The organism is Pseudomonas sp. NFACC45, from assembly GCF_900113505.1.
GTDB lineage: Bacteria > Pseudomonadota > Gammaproteobacteria > Pseudomonadales > Pseudomonadaceae > Aquipseudomonas > Aquipseudomonas tehranensis.
Genome location: NZ_FOPO01000004.1, coordinates 1 through 16,027, shown reverse-complemented (window position 1 = coordinate 16,027; position 16,027 = coordinate 1). Strand labels below are relative to the sequence as shown.

The 16,027-nt window shown below is 61.9% G+C and carries 13 protein-coding genes; 5 read left to right on the top strand and 8 right to left on the bottom strand.

The window, feature by feature from the left end; all coding sequences use genetic code 11:
- Positions 1-5: 5 nt before the first annotated feature.
- A complete protein-coding gene (locus BM132_RS08160) occupies positions 6-1,943 on the top strand; it encodes a M10 family metallopeptidase C-terminal domain-containing protein (protein ID WP_256244216.1) in 1,938 nt (645 codons plus the stop codon).
- 96 nt (positions 1,944-2,039) lie between these two features.
- On the opposite strand, the gene dmeF is transcribed toward BM132_RS08160, so the two are convergent.
- Entirely contained in the window at positions 2,040-2,957 is a 918-nt protein-coding gene (gene dmeF, locus BM132_RS08155; RefSeq protein WP_092454491.1) for a CDF family Co(II)/Ni(II) efflux transporter DmeF, read from the bottom strand.
- Between the two features lie 442 nt (positions 2,958-3,399).
- On the opposite strand from dmeF, the gene BM132_RS08150 reads away from it, so the two are divergent.
- The 4 genes from BM132_RS08150 to BM132_RS08135 are packed head-to-tail and all read left to right on the top strand — an operon-like array spanning position 3,400 to position 8,526.
- On the top strand, positions 3,400-3,882 hold the full coding sequence (locus tag BM132_RS08150; protein WP_047225711.1) for a formate dehydrogenase subunit gamma: 483 nt from the start codon (positions 3,400-3,402) through the stop codon (positions 3,880-3,882).
- A complete protein-coding gene (locus BM132_RS08145; RefSeq protein ID WP_092454489.1) occupies positions 3,876-5,435 on the top strand; it encodes a formate dehydrogenase beta subunit in 1,560 nt (519 codons plus the stop codon). The genes BM132_RS08150 and BM132_RS08145 overlap by 7 nt, the downstream gene beginning before the upstream one ends.
- Positions 5,432-8,308 carry a formate dehydrogenase subunit alpha gene (gene fdhF, locus BM132_RS08140; RefSeq protein WP_092454486.1) on the top strand — a complete coding sequence of 959 codons (2,877 nt, stop codon included), beginning with the start codon at positions 5,432-5,434 and terminating at the stop codon, positions 8,306-8,308. The genes BM132_RS08145 and fdhF overlap by 4 nt, the downstream gene beginning before the upstream one ends.
- Positions 8,305-8,526 (top strand): formate dehydrogenase subunit delta, encoded by a 222-nt coding sequence (locus BM132_RS08135; RefSeq protein WP_092454484.1) that lies wholly within the window; start codon positions 8,305-8,307, stop codon positions 8,524-8,526. The genes fdhF and BM132_RS08135 overlap by 4 nt, the downstream gene beginning before the upstream one ends.
- A 51-nt stretch (positions 8,527-8,577) precedes the next feature.
- On the opposite strand, the gene BM132_RS08130 is transcribed toward BM132_RS08135, so the two are convergent.
- From BM132_RS08130 to BM132_RS08100, 7 genes are all read right to left on the bottom strand, one after another.
- Positions 8,578-8,952, bottom strand: coding sequence for a Na+/H+ antiporter subunit G (locus BM132_RS08130; protein WP_092396799.1), 375 nt, complete (start codon positions 8,950-8,952; stop codon positions 8,578-8,580).
- Entirely contained in the window at positions 8,949-9,227 is a 279-nt protein-coding gene (locus tag BM132_RS08125) for a K+/H+ antiporter subunit F (RefSeq protein ID WP_047225717.1), read from the bottom strand. Before BM132_RS08125 ends, BM132_RS08130 begins: the two co-directional genes overlap by 4 nt.
- On the bottom strand, positions 9,224-9,712 hold the full coding sequence (locus BM132_RS08120) for a Na+/H+ antiporter subunit E (protein ID WP_092396801.1): 489 nt from the start codon (positions 9,710-9,712) through the stop codon (positions 9,224-9,226). Before BM132_RS08120 ends, BM132_RS08125 begins: the two co-directional genes overlap by 4 nt.
- Positions 9,709-11,391, bottom strand: a complete 1,683-nt coding sequence (locus BM132_RS08115; RefSeq protein WP_092396803.1) for a monovalent cation/H+ antiporter subunit D — start codon at positions 11,389-11,391, stop codon at positions 9,709-9,711. Before BM132_RS08115 ends, BM132_RS08120 begins: the two co-directional genes overlap by 4 nt.
- The gene (locus BM132_RS08110) at positions 11,388-11,732 is read right to left on the bottom strand and encodes a Na+/H+ antiporter subunit C (protein WP_003202835.1); all 345 of its coding nucleotides are present in this window, start codon (positions 11,730-11,732) and stop codon (positions 11,388-11,390) included. The genes BM132_RS08115 and BM132_RS08110 overlap by 4 nt, the downstream gene beginning before the upstream one ends.
- Positions 11,732-14,659 carry a monovalent cation/H+ antiporter subunit A gene (locus tag BM132_RS08105; RefSeq protein WP_092454481.1) on the bottom strand — a complete coding sequence of 976 codons (2,928 nt, stop codon included), beginning with the start codon at positions 14,657-14,659 and terminating at the stop codon, positions 11,732-11,734. Before BM132_RS08105 ends, BM132_RS08110 begins: the two co-directional genes overlap by 1 nt.
- A gap of 134 nt (positions 14,660-14,793) precedes the next feature.
- Entirely contained in the window at positions 14,794-15,765 is a 972-nt protein-coding gene (locus tag BM132_RS08100) for an IS110 family RNA-guided transposase (protein ID WP_092453883.1), read from the bottom strand.
- Positions 15,766-16,027 lie beyond the last annotated feature (262 nt).

Sequence of the window (16,027 nt, the reverse complement as noted above, 5' to 3'; positions counted from 1 at the left end):
CGGGCATGGTAGCCACGACCTTATGGGGCTCGGACAACATCGGCGGGATCACGGTCGATCCGGACGGTGCTATCTGGCTTGGCGCTTACAGTCGCCTGGGGTTGGGAGGCGAAGAGGATTCAGGCTTCACCGGCAGTCTGGTCCGGTTCAATGCCAACGGTAGCCTGGACCGCAACTACAGTGGAGACGGTAAATCCCTCCTGCCTGTGTCGCTCGATATCGAGGACGGCGGTAATGCTGCGGTGCAGCCGGGAGGAGGCTATCTGGTGGCGCAATACGTGAAAGTAGGCGACGCCTGGGTGTCGGGCATAACGCGTACCTTGGCTGACGGCAGCCTCGATACGAGTTTCGGGAACGGCGGCACCGCGACAGTGCCTTTTTACTGGAATGACTCTCTAGGCCAGCAAGCGTCGTTCTCGGTACAACGCGACGGCAGCTTTTTCGCGAGCGCTGCGTATCCCTCTGGGGAGATCTATATCGCTCGTTTCGACGCGACAGGGGCCTTGGTCTCGTCTTTCGCAGAGGCTGGGGTCCTGCACCTACCCGCGTCCGTCGGCATTCAACCCAGCAGCACGATCGACGTTTCGCTGCAGGGGGACGGGAAGGTATTGGTCACGGGGCGAGATACGCTGACCCGCCTCAACCAGGATGGTACCCTGGATAGCAGCTTTGCCAACGGCGGCAGCCTGGCCCTGGATGTTCACGCAGACGCCCTCGTCATCCAGGATGACGGCAAAATCCTGCTGGCGGGCGCCTCGGGCGGCGTGGCGAGCGTCATTCGACTCAACGCCGACGGCTCCCTCGACAGCGATTTCGGAGATCAGGGTCGGGTAAGTTGGGGCTCGCAAAGCGCGCCTTTCGCCGTAGCCGACATGATCGTGCTGGCCGACGGCAAGCTGTTGATCGGCGCAATGCAAGGCACGAGAGCGGACGGCTATCTGGCGGCCTTGGTTCAGTTGAACCCCGACGGTAGCCTGGACCACAGCTTCGGCAATCCCGATGACGGCTATTACCACCTTGACGGTGGCCGCGATGATGACTTCTTGCTGGGTACCGACTCATTCGACGATGCGATCGTTGGCGGGGCCGGTAACGATCTGCTCGATGGCCAGCAAGGTCGCGACCTGCTGACGGGCGGTGCCGGGGCCGATACGTTCCGTTACGAGTCAGTCTCAGATAGCTACCGAACCGCAACCACGGCCCATAGCGACCGAATCACCGACTTCGACCCCAACACTGATACGCTCGACCTCGCCTCGCTGGGCTTCCTCGGGCTGGGCAATGGATATGACGGAACGCTGGCGATACGCGTCAATGAAAGCGGGACGCGGACCTACCTCAAAAGTTTCGAGGCCAACGCGGATGGGGAACGCTTCGAAGTGGTCTTCGACGGTAACTTGGGCCAAACGCTGAATGAAACCAACCTCGTGTTCCAGCAAGCCAGTTTGATGGGTACCGAAGAGGCTGATCGTTTACAAGGCAACGCTCGAGGCGAAATCATCGAAGGGTTGGCGGGCGATGATCGCCTTTATGGAGCGTTAGGGAATGATGTATTGGTTGGCGGAGAGGGTCGGGACCTATTGGTGGGTGGCGGTAACAGCGATGTGTTCCGCTTCGACGCACTGAGCGACAGCTACCGTACCGCCACTGAAAACCACACGGATCGCCTGATGGACTATACCGCGGGTGAAGACACTATCGATTTGTCCGCCTTGGGCTTTACCCGGCTGGGGAATGGTTACAACGGCACGTTGGACGTGGTGGTCAATGAAGCCAAGAACCTGACTTACTTGAAGAGCTACGAAGCCGACGCCAATGGGGCTCGATTCGAGCTGAGCTTGGCAGGAGACCACTCCGGTTACCGCAACCTGGACATCATCTTCGCCGAGCCCTCGGGAGATGAGGTCTTTCAATTGATCGGAGTGGCTGACCTCTGGGTGTAAAACGCAAACCTGGTTATTCCTTGCCTTTGGCAGCTTGCTGAGCGGTCTAGGGGCATTGCGGGTTCCTTTCGAGGCGATGGTGGGGAAGGCGCTGAGTCAGGCCGATCGAAACTCGACCGTCAGATGGCTGACTTCGTGAACCGGCTTGAGGCGTTCACGAATGCTGTCGGCGCTCGCAGTGGCGTTACCAACGACGCTGACGATGGCCGCATGGGCTTGTGGTCCAACCCGCCAGACGTGCAAGTCTGTGAGGGTGGCATCTCCCGGCGTTTCAACCCGTTCGCGGATTTCCTCGGCGATGGGCACATCTGTCTGATCCAGCAGTACACCGGCGGTGACCCTCATCAACGTCCATGCCCAACGCGCAATAACGATGGCGCCGACAATGCCCATGACCGGGTCCAGCCACACCCAACCGAGATAGCGGCCGGCGAGCAGTGCCACAATAGCCAGGACCGAAGTCAGCGCGTCCGCGATGACGTGGGCGTAGGCGGACTTCAGGTTGTTGTCGTTCCCGTGGTGGGCATGGCCATGATCCTCATGATCGTGCCCATGATCGTGCCCGTGACCCAGCAGCAGGGCACTGACAATGTTGACGATCAAACCGGCAATAGCGATGAGCGTAGCCGTGCCGAACTGAACGTCCGTTGGCTGCAAGAGGCGCAGGACAGACTCAACGCCAATTCCCAGGGAAACCATACCGAGAATCAGTGCCGATGCGAACCCGCCCAAGTCTCCAACCTTGCCGGTACCGAAACTGTAGCGCTGGCTGCAAGCGTGGCGTTTTGCGTATCCATACGCGAACGCCGCGATGCCCAATGCGCCGGCATGGGTTGCCATGTGAAAACCATCTGCCAGTAACGCCATTGAGCCGGTGATATAGCCGGCGGTGATCTCGCCAACCATCATCACCATGGTCAGTGCCACCACCCAAAGCGTGCGCTTGGCGTTTTCGTCGTGCCCTGAGCCAAGGAACACGTGGTCATGTGTGTGGTTGATGTGAGTGCTGTTCATGAGCCTGTACCTGGATGGGTTCACTTGGAGTAACGACGAATGGCTTCAAGCAGTTCTTCGACGGCCTTTACCTTTGGCAACGAAAGCCTTCAGCTGCCGCCGAGACGATCCCAGGGGCAACCCTCCCTGAAGCATAGGTACTCCACCCGCCACCGGCAGCCCCGACTCGCTAATAACCAATAGTGAATTAAGCTATGAGAGCTGACCGCCTCCCGGCTCAAGTCGCTTTCAGGACACGTTAAGTCGTCTGTGTGCAACCGCCGCCCCCCGGGAGTGGCAAGCTGTAACGATGCCCCGGACCTGGTGCGCCTAGACACTTGGCCGGAGAGCGAGAATGGTGACTGGATCAACCACGCGTCCGTGACGTGGCCCGGCACCGCAGCCAAGACTCCGGACGGCTGCCGCATTGCGGCGGTGTCGTTCGAGATGCCGAGGTACGTTTATGCCTGATGAGACGCTTCACCTGCCTCTGATTCATAGCGTGTTGCAGCGCGAAAAGGACACCCCCGGTGCCTTGCTGCCGATTCTCCACGCGATCCAGGAAGGTTGCGGGTACGTCCCCGACGCCGCCGTCCCGGAAATTGCCCATGCCCTGAACCTCAGCCAGGCTGAAGTGCGCGGGGTCATCAGTTTCTACCACGATTTCCGTACCTCGCCGCCAGCGCGCCACACGCTACGTCTGTGCCGGGCCGAGTCCTGCCAGAGCATGGGGGCCGAAGGCCTGGCTGCGCAGTTGCGTGAGCAACTGGCGCTGGATGACCACGGCACCAGTGCCGATGGCAGCATTAGCCTGCGTCCGGTCTATTGCCTGGGCGCCTGCGTCTGTTCACCTGCGCTGGAACTGGACGGTGAGCTGCATGCACGGTTAACCCCCGAGCGCTTGCGCGAGCTGGTCAAGGGTTGTCTGGAGGAGGGCGCATGCTGAAGCTCTGCATCCCCCGTGATTCAGTGGCCCGTGCCGTGGGCGCGGACAAGGTCGCAGCGGCGCTGGCGAGTGAAGCTGAGCGTCGACAACTACCATTTGAGCTGCGCCGCACCAGTTCACGCGGCCTTTATTGGCTGGAGCCGATGCTGGAGCTTGATACCGACCAAGGCCGGCTCGGTTTTGGCCCTGTGACGCCGCAAGACGTGCCCAGCCTGCTGGATGCGCTGGCAGGCGATCCTGGCAGCCATCCATTGGCCTTGGGCCTGGTTGAGCAGATCCCCTATCTCAAAAGCCAGCAGCGTCTGCTGTTTGCGCGCGCCGGCATCACCCAACCGCTGTCCCTGGACGATTACCGTGCCCAGGGCGGTTTCCTTGGGCTGGCCCGGGCGATTCGGATGGACGGCGCAGAGGTGGTCGCCAGCGTGCTCGATTCCGGCTTGCGTGGTCGCGGTGGCGCGGCGTTTCCGGCGGGCATCAAGTGGCGCACTGTGCGCGACGCGGTAGGGGCACAGAAGTACGTGGTGTGTAACGCCGATGAGGGCGACTCCGGCACTTTTGCCGACCGCATGCTGATGGAAGGCGATCCGTTCCTTTTGATCGAAGGCATGATCATCGCCGGGATCGCCGTCGGCGCGACCATGGGCTACATCTACGTGCGTTCGGAGTACCCGGACGCTATCAGCACCCTGAACGATGCGCTGCGCATCGCCCGTGACGCTGGGTATCTGGGCACGAACGTGAGCGGCAGCGGCCGTGAGTTCGACATTGACGTTCGGGTGGGGGCCGGCGCCTACATTTGCGGCGAGGAAACGGCACTGCTCGAATCCCTCGAGGGCAAGCGCGGCACGGTCCGTGCCAAACCGCCGCTGCCAGCCATCCAAGGCCTGTTCGGGCTGCCGACGCTGGTCCACAACGTGGTGACCCTGGCCTCGGTGCCCGTAATCCTGGAGAAGGGCGCGCAGTTTTATCGCGACTTCGGCATGGGCCGGTCCTTGGGCACGATGCCGTTTCAACTGGCCGGCAATGTGCGCCAGGGCGGCCTGGTGGAGCGCGCCTTCGGCCTGAGCCTGCGTGAGCTGGTGGAAGGTTATGGTGGCGGTACTGCCAGTGGTCGACCGCTGAAGGCCGCGCAAGTGGGCGGGCCGCTGGGTGCCTGGGTGCCGCCTTCACAGTTTGATACGCCGTTGGACTACGAGGCATTCGCCGCCATGGGCGCCATGCTCGGCCACGGGGGCGTGGTGGTTGCCGATGACACGCTGGACATGGCCCACATGGCCCGTTTTGCCTTGCAGTTCTGCGCCGAGGAATCCTGCGGCAAGTGCACGCCGTGCCGGATTGGTTCCACCCGTGGCGTGGAAGTGGTGGACCGCTTGATCGCCAGCACCGATGCGGCTACACGCCAGGAGCAGGCACTGCTGTTGCATGATCTGTGCGACACCATGCAGTACGGCTCGCTCTGCGCCCTGGGGGGAATGACGTCCTTTCCCGTCGGCAGCGCCCTCAAGCATTTTCCCGCCGACTTCGGTCTGGCGACCACGGAGGCCGACCAATGATCACTATTTTCGACCCCAGCAGCGATATCGACCTCGGCACCCCGGCGCGTGAAAGCGACGTGCAGGTCAGCCTGACCATCGACGGACGCGAAATCAGCGTCGCCTCCGGCACCTCGGTCATGCGCGCAGCGGCCATGCTGGGCACGACCATCCCGAAACTCTGCGCCACCGACAGCCTGGAAGCCTTCGGCTCCTGTCGCATGTGTCTGGTGGAGATCGACGGCATGCGCGGCTATCCGGCGTCCTGCACCACGCCGGTCACGGAGGGCATGGTGGTACGTACCCAGACCTCCAAACTGGCCGACCTGCGGCGCAACGTGATGGAAATGTATATTTCCGATCACCCGCTGGACTGCTTGACGTGTGCAGCCAACGGCAATTGCGAATTGCAGACGGTGGCGGGGCAGGTCGGTCTGCGTGAGGTGCGCTACGGCTACGAAGGTGCCAATCACCTGGCCGAAGCCAAGGACGTCTCCAACCCTTATTTCGAATACGACCCGAGTAAGTGCATCGTCTGCAACCGCTGTGTGCGCGCCTGTGAGGAAATCCAGGGCACCTTTGCCCTGACGATCACCGGACGCGGCTTTGATTCCCGCGTGGCGGCAGCCGGCGGTGACAACTTCCTCGACTCCGAATGCGTCTCCTGCGGCGCCTGTGTCCAGGCCTGCCCGACGGCGACCTTGATCGACAAGAGCGTGGTGGAGATCGGCCAGCCGGAGCGCAGCGTCATCACCACCTGTGCCTATTGCGGTGTGGGTTGCTCCTTCCGCGCTGAAATGAAGGGCGAGCAACTGGTGCGCATGGTCCCGGACAAGAACGGCCAGGCCAACCATGGCCATTCCTGCGTCAAGGGCCGCTTCGCCTGGGGTTACGCCACCCACCCGGACCGCATCACCAAGCCGATGATCCGCAAGCACATCAGCGACCCGTGGCAAGAGGTCAGCTGGGAAGAGGCGGTCACCTATGCGGCCAGCGAGTTGCGCCGCATCCAGCTCAAGTACGGGCGCGATTCCATCGGCGGCATCACCTCCAGCCGCTGCACCAACGAAGAAACCTACCTGGTGCAGAAACTGGTGCGCACCGCTTTCGGCAACAACAACGTCGACACCTGCGCCAGGGTCTGCCATTCGCCCACCGGTTATGGCCTCAAGCAGACCTTGGGCGAATCCGCCGGCACCCAGAATTTCGACTCGGTGATGAAGGCCGACGTGATCCTGGTGATGGGCGCTAACCCCACTGACGCTCACCCGGTCTTCGGTTCCCAGCTCAAACGTCGTCTGCGCCAGGGCGCGCGGCTGATCGTCATCGATCCGCGTCGTATCGACCTGGTGGATTCACCCCATGCCCGTGCCGACCTGCACTTGCAACTGCGTCCGGGCACCAACGTGGCGATGCTCAATGCGCTGGCCCATGTGATTGTCACAGAAGGCCTGGTTGATCAGGGGTTTGTCGAACAACGCTGTGAGCCTGCGGACTTCAACCGTTGGCGCGATTTCGTCAGCCTGGAGGAGAACTCCCCCGAAGTTCTGGGCCCTGTTTGTGGCGTGCCCGCCGACCAGATCCGCGCCGCCGCGCGGCTTTACGCCAGCGTTGACAACGCGGCGATCTACTACGGACTCGGCGTCACCGAACACAGTCAGGGCAGCACCTCGGTCATGGGCATCGCCAACCTGGCCATGGTCACCGGCAACATCGGTCGCGAGGGTGTCGGGGTTAATCCGCTACGTGGGCAGAACAACGTCCAGGGTTCCTGCGACATGGGCTCTTTCCCCCACGAGCTGCCGGGCTATCGGCACATTTCCAACGAGACGGTGCGCGCCCAGTTTGAACAGGCCTGGAACGTGACGCTGCAACCCGATCCGGGGTTGCGCATCCCCAACATGTTCGAAGCGGCTCTGGATGGGACCTTCAAGGCGCTTTACTGCCAGGGCGAGGATATCGCCCAGAGCGACCCGAACACCCAGCACGTCACTGCGGCGCTGTCAGCCATGGAATGCGTGGTGGTGCAGGATATCTTCCTCAACGAGACGGCCAAGTTCGCCCACGTGTTCCTGCCGGGCAGCTCGTTCCTTGAGAAGGACGGCACCTTCACCAACGCTGAACGCCGCATCTCTCGGGTGCGCAAGGTGATGGAACCGCTGGCCGGCAAGGCCGACTGGGAAGCCACCGTGGCCCTGGCCGATGCCTTGGGCTACAAGATGCATTACAGCCATCCCTCGCAGATCATGGACGAAATCGCCAGCCTGACACCGACGTTCAGTCGCGTCAGCTACGCCGAACTGGAGCGTCACGGCAGCCTGCAATGGCCGTGCAACGATGCCGCGCCCGACGGCACGCCGACCATGCACATCGATCAGTTCGTGCGGGGCAAGGGGCGTTTCATGCTCACCGGCTACGTGCCTACCGAAGAGAAGGTCAACAGCCGCTATCCGTTGCTGCTGACCACCGGGCGTATTCTCAGTCAGTACAACGTCGGCGCCCAGACTCGACGCACCGACAACGTAGCCTGGCACGAGGAGGACCGCCTGGAGATCCACCCGACCGACGCCGAGAACCGCGGCATCGCCGAGGACGACTGGGTCGGCATCGGCAGCCGTGCCGGGCAGACGGTGCTGCGTGCGAAAGTCACCGAGCGGGTGGCGCCGGGCGTGGTCTACACCACCTTCCACTTCCCTGAATCGGGTGCCAACGTCATCACCACCGACAACTCCGACTGGGCCACCAACTGCCCGGAATACAAAGTGACGGCGGTCGAGATCGTGCGGGTCAGCCAGCCTTCCGAATGGCAGAAGCGTTATCAGGCGTTCAGTGACGAACAGGGGCGCCTGCTGAAGGAGCGTCGCCATGCCGAGAAAGCCGAGGTGCGCCGATGAGTTCCGAAAGCCTGATCAAGATGGCCAACCAGATCGCGCAGTACTTCGCCAGTGAGCCGGATCACGCGCTGGCAGTGAATGGGGTGCGTCAACACATGAAGAGCTTCTGGACCCCGGCCATGCGTCGTCAGTTGAGTGCCTGGCAAACCGAGCACCCGGGCGCGGTCCTGCATCCTCTGGTGGTGGCGGCATTGACGGAAACGCAAGGGGTTGCTTAACGATTGCTGCGAGGGCAGGGGGGATATCCTTGGCAGATAACCCCCACGCTCTCAAGGCATTGGCGAGTCGCCCTGATCCGTCCTGCGGCTGCTGACTTCCGCCGGTACGTCATCGCCGGCCATGCGTTTGCGAAACAACGCCGCCCGGGCCAGCAACAGGGTGGTCACCGGGACGGTGATGGACAGCAGGATCGGTATCAGCCAGGCATGCAGCACCGGGCCGGATTTGAGCGCTGAAAAATAGATGATCGAGGCCAACGCCACGCACCAGGCGCCCAATGTTGAAGCCAGGGCCGGAGGGTGCATGCGTTGGAAATAATCCTTCAAACGCACCAGGCCGATCGCTCCGGCCAGGGCGAACAGGCTGCTGAGCACCAGCAGGATGGCCACGGGAATTTCGACCCACATCGACAGTTCGCCGCTCATTCAATCACCTCGCCGCGCAACAGGAACTTGGCCAGGGCGAACGAGCCGACAAAGCCGAACAGGGCGATCATCAGCGCCGCCTCGAAATAGGTGTCACTGGCGTAACGAATGCCCAGCACCAGCATCATCAGCATCGCCACGATGTACAGATAGTCCAGGGCAAGTACCCGGTCTTGCGCCGACGGCCCCTTGAACAGACGCAGCAAGGTCAGCACCATCGTCAGGGAGAACAGGAACAGGCTCAACAGGATCGCGTTGGACAGCAATGGGCTCATTCGAAAATCTCCATCAGCGGCCGCTCGAAGGTGGTCTTGAAGTGCGTAATGAATGCCGCTTCGTCTTCCAGATCGAACACGTGCAGCAGCAGGACGCTGCGATCCAGGGCCAGTTCCGACCATACCGTTCCGGGAATCACCGTGGTGATCATCGACAGCGCCGCCAGGCCATTGGCATCGTGCAGGTCCAGCGGCACCTTGATGAACCGCGAGCGAGGTGGGCGGTGTCCGGCGTTCATCACACTCCAGGCCACGGCCAGATTGGACACCACCACCTCGCGCCCCACCAGCAGGAACAACCGCAGCACCGCCCAAGGCCGCCGAATATGGATGGGCCTGGGGCGCAACGGGCGCATCAGCAAAGGTGCCAGCACGCCCAGTGCCGCTCCCAGCAGCAGATGCCCTGCGCTGAGGGACAGGTTCAACAGCAGCCAGAGCAACCAGAGTGCCAGGGACAACCACGGAGCAGGAAACAAACGTTTCATGGTTGCACCTCTGTCAGCGCGCTATCGGCTTTCGGGCCGGGGACGGCGCGGGTAGCGAGCACCGACATCACGTAATGTTCGGGGTTATTCAGCCCGGCGGCCGCCTCCTGGGTGTAGCGCAGCAGTGGCTCGGCCTTGAAGGTCAGCGCGATGCCCAACCCCAGCAGCACGATGATCGGCAGGCATTCGGAAGGTCGCAACAAGGGTGACGGTCGTTCTTGCGGCGTCCAGAAGCGCTGGATACCCAGGCGCGAGAAAGCGATCAACGACGCCAGCCCCGACAGGATCAACAACGCCAACAAGCCCCACGCCTGGTTCGACACCGGTTCCACACTTTCCCCAAGCCCCTGAGGATTGAGCAACGCGCTCATGAGCCCCAGTTTGCCGATGAACCCCGAAAGCGGCGGCATGCCCACCACCAACAGTGTGCAGGCGATGAAACTCAAGCCGAGGAAGGCCATGGTCCAGGGAATGACTTGCCCGATGACGGCTTTCTGTTCGTCATCGAGGTTGATGCCCTTGGGCGGTTGCAGGGATTCAAGTGGCCGAGGCAGGACATCGAGATCGTCCTCCAGCGACGGTTCATTGGCCGAGCGTGAGCGTTCGATCAGCTCGGCCAGCAAGAACAACGCACAGAGTGCCAGGGTCGAGCTCACCAGATAAAACAGCGCAGCACCCACCAGGTTTGGCTGGGCAAAGCCGATGGCCGACAACAGGATCCCGGCGGACACCAGGATACTCAGGCTGGCCATGCGCTCCAGACGCTGGGCCGCCAGAATGGCGATGGCGGCACAGACGATCGTCGCCATGCCGCCGTAGATCAGCCAGTCGCCGCCGAAATAGGCCGAGGCGCCGGCCTGACCGGAGAACAGCAACGTCCACAGGCGCAGGATCGTGTAGACGCCCACCTTGGTCATGATCGCGAACAGGGCCGCCACCGGCGCACTGGCGGCGCTGTAAGCCGGCACCAGCCAGAAGTTCAGCGGCCACATGCCGGCCTTGGCCAGGAACGCCACCGCCAGGATGCCTGCCCCGGCGTGCAGCAAGCCCCGGTCGGCTTCCGGCACCAGGGGCACCTTCAACGCCAGGTCAGCCATGTTCAAAGTGCCGGTGACGCCATAGATCAGCGCCGCGCCGATCAGGAACAGCGAGGAGGCCAGCAGGTTGATGGAAATGTAGTGCAGCCCCGACGACACCCGCGCCCGGCCCGAGCCGTGCAGCATCAAACCGTAGGAAGCGGCCAGCAGCACCTCGAAGAACACAAACAGGTTGAACAGATCCGCGGTCAGGAAGGCCCCGTAGAGGCCCATCAACTGGATCTGGAACAGCGCATGGAAACTCGCGCCGGCGCGATCCCAACGGGCTGTGGCGAACAGCAAGGCACTGACGCCGATGATCCCGGTCAACACCAGCATCAGCGCCGACAGGCGATCGACCACCAATACAATGCCGAACGGCGCCTGCCAGTTGCCCGGCAGGTACACGCCGATGGAGGCGGGCAGGGCCTGGCCTTGGGTCCAGTACAGCAACAGCATGGCGATACCCAGGCCCAGCAGGCTGGAAAACAGGTTGATCCGGGCTTTGAGCGGACGATGTTTTTCGCCCAGCATGAGCATCAACGCAGCGGTCAACAGCGGCAGCAGGATCGGCGCGGCGATCAAATGAGGCGTCAACATCATTCCTTGGGCTCCCGGCCGTCCACATGGTCGGTGCCGGTCAAGCCCCGGGAGGCCAGCAGAACCACCAGGAACAGCGCGGTCATGGCGAAGCTGATCACAATCGCAGTGAGGACCAGCGCCTGGGGCAGTGGGTCGGTGTAATGCAGCAGATCCTGGGGCACGCCGTCCTTGATGATCGGTTCCTTGCCGATGAACAGGCTGCCCATGCTGAAGATGAACAGGTTGACGCCATAGGACAGCAGGCACAGGCCCATAACCACTTGAAAGGTCCGTGGTCGCAGCACCAGCCAGACCCCGGAGGCGGCCAGTACGCCAATTGCTATTGCGATGACTTCTTCCATCAGGCCGCGCCTCCTGCTACGGGTTGTGCAATGGGTTTGGGATGCAGACCAGGCTTGTGGGCCCGCACCGACTGGTGAGCCAGGGCGGTGAGAATCAACAGGGTCGAGCCGACCACCACGGCATAGACGCCGATGTCGAAGAACAGCGCGCTGGCCAGGTGAATATCGCCCAGCAACGGCAACTCGAAATGCCAGGTGTGGGTGGTCAGGAAGGGATAACCCACCGCCATCGCGCCAAGTCCCGTGACCGTGGCGAACAACAGGCCCGTGCCCATCCAGCGCAGCGGACGCAGGCTCATCTGGGCCTCGACCCATTGGGTGCCGGCGACCATGTATTGCAGGATGAACGCCACCGACATCACCAGCCCGGCCACGAAACCGCCCCCGGGTTGGTTGTGACCGCGCATGAACAGGTAGAACGACACCACCAGGGAGATCGGCAGCAGCAAACGCACCAGCACCGACGGCACCATCATGAATCCCAGCGCGGTATCACTGGCGTGGCGCGGGTTGACCAGATCGGTGACCACGTCGGGTGCCAGCAGACGCTGTTGGGCCGGGAGCTGCATGCTTTCCTTCGGCGGCCGGAAACGTCGCAGCAGGGCGAAGACCGCCAAGGCCACCGCTACCAGCACGGTGATCTCTCCGAGGGTGTCGAAGCCGCGGAAATCCACCAGCATCACGTTCACCACGTTGCTGCCGCCGCCCTCGGGCAGGGCCCGACTGAGGTAAAACGATGAAATATCGTTGGGGGTCTGGCGGGTCAGCATCGCGTAGGACAGCAGCGCCATGCCGCCACCCACGGCGATGGACAGCAGCAAGTCCCGCAGACGACGGATGCGTGCGCGCCGTTCGCTGTTGGGCCGCGGCGCTGCGTCCTCGATCCGCCGTGGCAGCCAGCGCAGGCCCAGCAGGATCAGCACCGTGGTCACCACTTCCACGGCCAGTTGCGTCAATGCCAGATCGGGGGCCGAGAACCAGACGAAGGTCACGCAGGTCATCAGGCCGCAGACGCTGACCATGGTCACGGCCGCGAGCCGGTGATACTTGGCCTGCCAGGCCGCGCCCAGGGCGCAGGCGATCGCCAGCAGCCACAGGGTCACGAACACGATGGAGCCAGGGATCTTCGGCCGGTCGCCCCACACCAGCGTGCTGTTGAGCATCGGAATCAACCCGGCCAATACGGCGGCCAGCACCAGCCAGAACAACTGCGCTTGCAGGCGCCGGGTGCTGATCTTGCGTTCCAGCCGTCGGCCCTGACGCATCATCAGCACCAGGCAGCGCTCGAACAGCCGCTTACCGCTGAATCGGCCTATGAACGGTGGATGCTTGATGTGGCCCAGTTTGAACTGATTGCGCAGCAGCAGATAAAGCACGATGCCGCCGGACATCGCCACCAGGCTCATGATCATCGGCGCGTTCAGGCCGTGCCAGATCGCCAGGCTGTACTCGGGCAACGGGCCGCCCACCACCGGCAACGCGGCGGCGGCCAGCAACGAGCCGACCACCTGGGCCGGGAAAATGCCCACCAGCAGACAGGCGAACACCAGCAACTCCACCGGCGCGCGCATCCAGCGTGGCGGTTCATGGGGGGTATGGGGCAGGTCGGTGGCGGGGGGGCCGAAGAACACGTCCACAGTAAAACGCAGGGAGTAGGCGACGCTGAAGGTCCCGGCAATGGTGGCGATGATCGGCAGCGCCAGCTCCACCCAGGCCGTGGCGGAAATGAACACGGTTTCGGCGAAGAACATTTCCTTGGACAGGAACCCGTTGAGTAGCGGCACCCCGGCCATCGCCGCGCTGGCGACCATGGCCAGGGTGGCGGTGAACGGAATCAGCCGCACCAGGCCACTGAGCCGGCGAATATCGCGGGTGCCGCTTTCGTGGTCGATGATCCCGGCGGCCATGAACAGCGAGGCTTTGAAGGTGGCGTGGTTAAGAATATGAAACACCGCCGCCACCGCCGCCAGTGGACTGTTGAGGCCCAGCAACAGGGTGATCAACCCCAGATGGCTGATGGTGGAATAGGCCAGCAGGCCCTTGAGATCGTTCTGAAACATCGCGCAGTAAGCACCGAGCAACAACGTACAGGCGCCGGCGCCGCCGACGATGTAGAACCATTGTTCACTGCCCGACAGCGCCGGCCACAACCGCGCCAGCAGGAATACTCCGGCCTTGACCATGGTGGCCGAATGCAGATACGCCGACACCGGAGTGGGCGCGGCCATGGCATGGGGAAGCCAGAAGTGGAAAGGGAACTGTGCGCTTTTGCTCAGCGCGCCAATCAGAATCAGCGTCAGCAGGACGGGGTAGAGGGCGTGGTCACGGATCAGGTTGCCGGCAGCCAGGACCTTGTCCAGGTCATAGCTGCCCACCACATGGCCGAGGATCATCACGCCGGCCAACAGGCACAATCCGCCGGCCCCGGTCACCATCAAGGCCATGTAGGCACCGCGCCGGGCATCGGCGCGGTGGTGCCAATAGCCGATCAGCAGGAATGAGAACAGGCTGGTCAGCTCCCAGAAGAACACCATCTGGATCAGGTTGCCGGAAATCACCAACCCCAGCATGGCGCCCATGAACGCCAGGAAAAATGCAAAAAAACGCGGCACCGGATCGTCCGGCGACATGTAATAGCGGGCGTACAACGACACCAGCGTGCCGATGCCCAGCACCAGCATTGAAAACAGCCAGGCGAAACCGTCCAGGCGCAGCACGACATTCAGGCCCAGGCTCGGTAACCAGAAATACTCCTCACGGATCACACCGCCGTCGGCGATCTGGGGGTACAGCAAAGCCACCTGAACGGTGCCGACCAAGGCCACAAGGCCTGCCAGCACGGATTCGGCGTTACGGGCGTTATGCGGCAGCAGCGCCGCGACACAGCTGCCGATGAAGGGCAAAAGCAATAGAACTATCAGTGACATAGGCTTCTATTCGGCGGGAGTTTGTCAGGGATCATACGTGGCGGACGTTCGATCACCAACCGCCAGGCTGTCGCAGAATCCTACAAGGTAGGTGGAGTTTTCCTATTTTGCGTGTGTAGATACCGTCTTAAATCTCACCGGGCAAGCGCAAGTTTTGGGTCATATGGCAGACCTGACTTGAGCACTCCGTAAACGAAGTGCAGCAGTTTGCGCATCGCTGCGCAGATGATCTGCTTGGGGGCCTTGCCGTTGGCCTCCAAGCGTTCTTTCATCGCCATGATCGCGTTATTGTGTTTCAGCGCCACCATGCCAGGCATGTAAAGGCCTGCACGCAGCCGTGCTGAGCCGATTCTCGAAATTAGGGTGTGGCCCTTGAGCTTCCCTGATTCCTGCAACTTGGGGTTCAGCCCAGCAGCGGCGACAAGTTGGCGAGGATCGCTGTACTTGCGCAAGTCACCCAGCTCGGCCAGCAATCGCTCAAGCGTTTTCTGTCCGATGCCGTCGATGGTCACGATCAGATCCCGCATCTGGCGCATGTCCGGGTCGTCATCAATGTGCTTTTTGATCGCCTTATGCGTTTCTACGATCTCTTTTTCGATATGGCGCAGAACGGAGTTGATCGAGTCTTTGACCTTTTCGTCAGACACATCCAGACGATTACGCTCCATTTGCTCCATTTCCTGAAGGTCATCCAAACGGCGCACCATCGCTTTCAACTGGCGATATTTCAGTGGCTCAGGCGCCCAGGGCTGAAGCTTCTGATCTTTTTCTCGGGCGAAGTCAGCGATCAGCTTGGCGTCGCTTTTATCGGTCTTGATTCGGCGCAGTTCACTGTCCGCGTACGCTTTGGTCGTGGCCGGGTTCACTACGCAGACCCGGAAACCCTTGTTGTAGACGAACTCGGCAAGCTCCAGGTGGTAGACGCTGGTGGCTTCCATCACGATCAGGGCCGAACGCTCGACGTGTTTGTCCAGCCAGGTCTCAAACTCTTTGAAACCCTTCGGATCGTTGCCCAGCTTGGCCTTGGTTTTGTGCTTGCCATTGGGCAAATGTGTAGCAATATCAAAGGTGTTCTTTGCGATGTCGACGCCAACGAAACCTGACATGATCGTCTCTCCACTTGGTCCCTTTTGCGATCATCACTTCACTCTGTCCAACCTTGCGAATGCGAGCTCTAGCCTGAGGCGGGCCCAAGATACCGTTCGAACTGTATGAGTGAGTGTGGAGGGCTGGAGCACAATCTACGTCACAGGCAAAAAGCCTAAGGAGCTGCACGGCTTCCAAGTCCCTCCCTCGATGATCAGTCGAGAACTATCGCTCCTGACAGGGCGATAGTCGATATACAAGGAGCTGCCGAAGGCTGCGATC

What these genes read in the sequence shown, in the direction of transcription:
- BM132_RS08160 (WP_256244216.1), top strand. Translation starts at nt 6, where the DNA reads ATGGTAGCCACGACCTTATGGGGCTCGGACAACATCGGCGGGATCACG.
- dmeF (WP_092454491.1), bottom strand. Translation starts at nt 2,957, where the DNA reads ATGAACAGCACTCACATCAACCACACACATGACCACGTGTTCCTTGGC.
- BM132_RS08150 (WP_047225711.1), top strand. Translation starts at nt 3,400, where the DNA reads ATGCCTGATGAGACGCTTCACCTGCCTCTGATTCATAGCGTGTTGCAG.
- BM132_RS08145 (WP_092454489.1), top strand. Translation starts at nt 3,876, where the DNA reads ATGCTGAAGCTCTGCATCCCCCGTGATTCAGTGGCCCGTGCCGTGGGC.
- fdhF (WP_092454486.1), top strand. Translation starts at nt 5,432, where the DNA reads ATGATCACTATTTTCGACCCCAGCAGCGATATCGACCTCGGCACCCCG.
- BM132_RS08135 (WP_092454484.1), top strand. Translation starts at nt 8,305, where the DNA reads ATGAGTTCCGAAAGCCTGATCAAGATGGCCAACCAGATCGCGCAGTAC.
- BM132_RS08130 (WP_092396799.1), bottom strand. Translation starts at nt 8,952, where the DNA reads ATGAGCGGCGAACTGTCGATGTGGGTCGAAATTCCCGTGGCCATCCTG.
- BM132_RS08125 (WP_047225717.1), bottom strand. Translation starts at nt 9,227, where the DNA reads ATGAGCCCATTGCTGTCCAACGCGATCCTGTTGAGCCTGTTCCTGTTC.
- BM132_RS08120 (WP_092396801.1), bottom strand. Translation starts at nt 9,712, where the DNA reads ATGAAACGTTTGTTTCCTGCTCCGTGGTTGTCCCTGGCACTCTGGTTG.
- BM132_RS08115 (WP_092396803.1), bottom strand. Translation starts at nt 11,391, where the DNA reads ATGATGTTGACGCCTCATTTGATCGCCGCGCCGATCCTGCTGCCGCTG.
- BM132_RS08110 (WP_003202835.1), bottom strand. Translation starts at nt 11,732, where the DNA reads ATGGAAGAAGTCATCGCAATAGCAATTGGCGTACTGGCCGCCTCCGGG.
- BM132_RS08105 (WP_092454481.1), bottom strand. Translation starts at nt 14,659, where the DNA reads ATGTCACTGATAGTTCTATTGCTTTTGCCCTTCATCGGCAGCTGTGTC.
- BM132_RS08100 (WP_092453883.1), bottom strand. Translation starts at nt 15,765, where the DNA reads ATGTCAGGTTTCGTTGGCGTCGACATCGCAAAGAACACCTTTGATATT.